The sequence below is a fragment of the Deinococcus sp. genome (assembly GCF_025362455.1).
Lineage (GTDB): Bacteria > Deinococcota > Deinococci > Deinococcales > Deinococcaceae > Deinococcus.
On record NZ_JANYGJ010000224.1, the window covers coordinates 1 to 4,745 of the forward strand.

Annotated in this window: 3 protein-coding genes; 1 reads left to right on the plus strand and 2 read right to left on the minus strand. The window is 67.4% G+C overall.

Features of this window, described 5'->3' with window-relative positions; all coding sequences use genetic code 11:
* Positions 1 to 115: 115 nt before the first annotated feature.
* Both Q0R23_RS15590 and Q0R23_RS15595 read right to left on the minus strand, forming a co-directional pair.
* The gene (locus tag Q0R23_RS15590) at positions 116 to 1,573 is read right to left on the minus strand and encodes a CHASE2 domain-containing protein (protein ID WP_293914439.1); all 1,458 of its coding nucleotides are present in this window, start codon (positions 1,571 to 1,573) and stop codon (positions 116 to 118) included.
* Positions 1,560 to 3,296 (minus strand): FecR family protein, encoded by a 1,737-nt coding sequence (locus tag Q0R23_RS15595; RefSeq protein ID WP_293914440.1) that lies wholly within the window; start codon positions 3,294 to 3,296, stop codon positions 1,560 to 1,562. The genes Q0R23_RS15590 and Q0R23_RS15595 overlap by 14 nt, the downstream gene beginning before the upstream one ends.
* Positions 3,297 to 3,928: 632 nt before the next feature.
* Between Q0R23_RS15595 and Q0R23_RS15600 the strand changes: the two genes are divergently transcribed.
* The coding region (locus Q0R23_RS15600; protein ID WP_293914442.1) for an ATP-binding cassette domain-containing protein at positions 3,929 to 4,745 on the plus strand (817 nt) is incomplete at its 3' end.

Sequence of the window (4,745 nt, forward strand, 5' to 3'; positions counted from 1 at the left end):
TGCTGCCAGAGGTGACCGAGGCATTCATACAGTTGACCTTTATTCGTATCATGATCCGGCGACTTGCTGAGTTTGAGCGGGAGAAACAGCTTGAATCAGCAGCCTAGCGGCAGCCTTACGCTTTCCAGACAGTCTCTAAGCGGTACTTGTTGCGGTAGCGCTCGCGGGACGCCTGCTCGACCAGTTCGCCGGGCGTCTGCATCTGCGGCGTGCTGACCGCCTGCCCCACGGTGACGCGCAGGGCGATGTCGCGGTACTTGAGGTCCGAGAGCAGCGTCTGAAGTTCAGCGGCCAGCCGCGCCAGGTCGTCCTGGCTGATCGGCTCGACCAGCACGGCGAATTCGTCGGCGCCCCAGCGAAACACCAGGTCGCGGCGGGTGCGCCCGGTTCGCAGGCGGCCCGCGACCTCGCGCAGCACCTCGTCTCCGGCGGCGCGGCCATACACCTCGTTGACCCGCCGAAAATCGCCCAGATCGACCAGCAGCAGCCCCAGCGGACGCCCGGCGCGCCCGGCCCAGCGCGGCTCCACGGCGCGGGTAAAGGCCAGGCGGTTGCCCAGGCCGGTCAGCGGGTCGAGGCTGCCCAGCCGCCGCAGGGTCAAGGCCCGCTCCAGCGCCACGAAGACGGTGCCCACGATGGCCGCCAGCGACGCCGTGACGCCGGGAAACAGCAGCCCGGCCAGGTACAGCGGCGCACTGAGGCTCAGCCCGACCATCGCCAGCCCGAAGCCCCAGAAGCCGCCCAGCAGCACGGCGGCGGCGGCCAGCGCGGCGCAGATCAGCGCGGTGAGCCAGGCGCTGACGCCCCTAAAAGGCTCGGCGAGCAGCGACGAGACGGCCCGCGCCTGAAGGCTCACGCCCGGCACTGGGCTCAGCCGCGAATCGGGAAAGGTGTTGCCCGCCTCGCCGCTGGCGGTCAGCCCGATCAGCACGACCTTGTTCTGAAAGTCAGAGAAGCGCACGTTGCCGCGCACCACGTCCCGAAACGAGTAGGTGGGCAGGTTGCTGCTGCTCTTACCGACGTAGCGCAGAATCTGGCGCTCTTCGCCAAGCGGCCTGGGCACCCCGGCCAGCCGGGCGAGCTGGGCGCTGAAGCTGGGCCAGAGCTGGGTGCCCGCAGCCCGGTAGGCAGTCTGAAAGCTGCTGACGCTGCCGCCCTCGATGTTCAGGGTCGAGACGCCGTAGGTGGTTTTCCAGGGGCGCCCCCCCTGCGGCAGCCCTGGGCTGGAGGCCAGCACCACCCCGGTCTGCGAGGCGGCGGCGGCCAGGGCGTCGTCACCTGCGGCGGGCGAATCGAACAGCACATCGACGCCCACCGCCCGGACCCCGGCCTGGCGCAGCGTACCCAGGGCGCGGGCGTACAGGCTGCGGTCCCAGGTGCTCAGCCGTCCGTAATCCTGCAAGCTCAGGTCGTCGATGCCGACGATCACCACGCGGGGGTCGGGCGCGGCGGCCAGGTTGCGGTTGAGCACGTCCCACAGCCGGAAGTTCTCCGGCAGCGCCAAGCTCAGCGAGGCGGCGAGCAGGGCGGCGGCGGCGGCAGTCAGGCGGGTTCGCCCGTCAACGCGTGGCATAACCCACGTTCCCGGCCTCGTCGGTCATGGTCAGCGACACCACGGCGTCCGGGCGTGGCAGCGGCAGCACCCAGTCCAGGGTCGCACTGTTCTTGTCTGAACTGGTCTGTTCTGGACTCTCTGTACTCGCCGGACTGCTCAGGCTCAGGCGGCGGCGGTAGGGTACGCCGTCCACTTCGGCGATCAGCACCACTGCCCGGCTCAGCGCGTCACTGAGCTGGCCGCTCAGGCGCAGGGTCCGGCCCAGGCGCGTCGCCGTGAGACTCAGCGTGGGGGCGCTGCGGTCGATCACCAGACTGCGGCGCAGGGTCGACGTTCCGGCGATGCGGGTGGCGCTCAGTTTCAGCTCGTAGCGGCCTTCCGGCAGCGCGGCGCCCGGCTGCTGGAGGCTGAATTCGCCCTGGGCGTCACCGACCAGCGGCAGGGTGAGGGTGCTCCGGGCAGCCACCGAGTCGGTCACGCTGCCCAGCGGGCCGCTGAGTTCCAGCTTCACCTGGGCGCCGGGCTGGCTGCGTGCGCTCAGCGACAGCAGGCGCAGGCTGGAGGGCAGCTTCAGACTCAGCCTCGTGGGCGCGGCGCGGGCGGCGTCGAGCGCCTGGTTGGCCCGGTCGCTGGCGTCGGTCACCAGCGGCTGGAGCTGGCCGCTCAGGCCGCGCTGGGTGCCGCTGGCCAGCAGCGTATCGCCCTGGCTGGGCAGCGCCACCTGGCCGCCGAAGACCTTGACCAGCCCGGAGTCGTCGACCCGGAACACGGTGCCGCGCACGGCGGTGGTGACGGTCGGGGTGCTGAGCTGATAGCCGCCCTGACCCTTGGCGACCACGTTCCAGGCGCTGCCGCGCAGCAGCTTGAGGCTGACCTGGCGCTGGGGTTTGCCGCCCTCGCCCGCCACCGTCTCGATGCTCAGGACGCTCAGGGCGCTGCGGGGTTGCAGCCGCAGGTAACCGCCGCCGGTAAAGCCGACCTCGGCCCAGGCGCCCTCGCCGGTCAGAAGTTGCTGGCCGGAGAGCAGCGGCTGGCTGGGCAGGGCGGTCCGCGCCGCCTCACTGCCGATCTGGAGCGTCACCGGGCCGTTGGTGGCCTCGATGCGGGCCTCGCCCTGGCCGGTGAAACGCGAGTCGTACCAGGGGTCGCGCTCCAAAAACGGCGTCACTTTCTTGCTGACGAAATCGTACTGCTGACCGGCCTTCAGCTTGATCTGGGTGGTGCCCACCGCCAGCCGCGCCTCACCGGCGATGACGGCCAGGCGGCGGGTCGGGGCGCTGAGGTCCAGTCGGATTTTGCCCTCGGCGGCCATGTGAACGCTCTGGGCAAAGAACTTGAGCTTGCCGCTCAGGTAGACGCGCCCACTCTGGAAATCGGGCTCCTGCTGGAAGACGCGCAGGGCCGAATCGCTGCCGAGCAGCACCTGGCCTGAGCCGCTGTCATTGCCACTGCCGCTGCCACTGTCACTGCCGCCAACGATCAGCAGCGCCCGACCGGTGCCGACCCGCAGACCCTGAGCCACGCTGACGCCGGGGGCGGCCAGTTGCCAGGCGCTGCTCGGCCCCTCGCCTTGCTGCTCGACGCTGCCGCTGGCTTCACGCAGCACCAGGGGCTCGGCTGCGGTCATGCTGGCCAGACCGGTACCGGAACCGATCAGCCCGGACAGCGCCAGCCCGCAGGCCGCCAGGCGAAATTGATGGGAGAGAGACAATTGATTGGAGAGAGCCATAGAAAAACGCACACGAAGAGTGTAGACGCTGAACTATCACGGCGTTTAGTTAAACGGCAGATCGGCGGGGTTTAATTTTTCACATAAACTGAAAAAAGTCGTCTGGAGCGGGAACGACTGTCACTCGAATTCCGCCAAATGAGCTAATAGTTATAGTAGTCTAAAATTAAGTTTATGATATGGGGTGGTGTTTGTGACATTTCAGGTGGCGCGGTGGGGGGGGACCGGGTGGAAAAAACGGGGAGGCGCCCGATGTCTTACAACAGATCTGACAGTGGGGCGCGTCTGAGAGTGGGGCGTGGCGGGAATGCAGTTCGGGCACAGGCAACCGGGCACAGGCAACCGGGCACAGGCAAACTACGCCGCGCTGCCGTCAAGACACCAAGCCTGAGTGAAGTGAATCCCAGTGAAGTGGGAGAAAATGTCGTCTCAGTGGGGTAAATCCAGTACAGTAAAGTCTGTCCTCGGCGAGAGAAGGGCTGAGCAGGCGAGGCCCATCAACACGCCGACGCCTCTTCGTTGATGCCGCGCCAGGACGACGTTCTCATCGGTGCTCAAGACAAAAAAACACAACGCCGCACCTCTGCCCCGCAACTGTTCCCCCGTCCGGCCTGGCCGCGCCCCGCCGTGCCATACTCCCAGGCGTGCTCCTGGCCCTCGAAGACGTTCAGAAAGACTACGGCGCCCAGCCGGTGCTCACGGGTGTGAGTTTGCAGATCAACCCCGGTGACCGCATCGGGCTGGTGGGGCGCAACGGCGCCGGAAAGACGACCCTGCTGCGCCTGCTGCTCGGCAGCGAGAAACCCGACGCGGGCGTGATCCGGCGCGGTCCCGGCGTGCGGGTGGGCAATCTGACCCAGGACCCCAGTTTCGCGCCCGGCAGCACCGTTCACAGCATATTGGAAGCCGCCTTTCACGAACTCGACGCCCTGGAGGCCGAGCTGGAGCAGGCCGCCCGGATGATGGAGAGCCCGCAGAGCATCGAGCACCACGCCGAGCTGCTGGAGCACTACGGACGCCGGGGCGGCTTCGAGCGCCGCAGCCGCCGTGACGCCGTGACGCTGGCCTTCGGCTTCCGGGGCCGCGAACACGACCTGAGCGCCGGACTGTCGGGCGGCGAGCGCACCCGCCTGGGCCTGGCCGCATTGATCGTCGAAAACCCCGACGTGCTGCTGCTCGACGAGCCGACCAATCACCTGGACCTCGATTCGATCGCCTGGCTGGAAGAATTGCTGATTAATTTCAACGGCAGCATCATCGCGATTACCCATGACCGGGCCTTTCTGGACCAAGTGGCCACCGTCATCGTGGAACTCGACCGCGGCAAGCTGCGCAGCTATCCGGGTAATTTTGCCCAGTACCTGATTCAGAAGGAAGACCAGATGGCGCAGGAAGCTGTCATCTTTGCCAAGGCCGACAAACTGCTGGCGCAGGAAGAAGTGTGGATTCGCAAAGGCGTGG

Bases quoted from the DNA above. Each gene is read 5' to 3' on its own strand.
- Q0R23_RS15590 (WP_293914439.1), bottom strand. From the start codon at position 1,573: ATGCCACGCGTTGACGGGCGAACCCGCCTGACTGCCGCCGCCGCCGCC.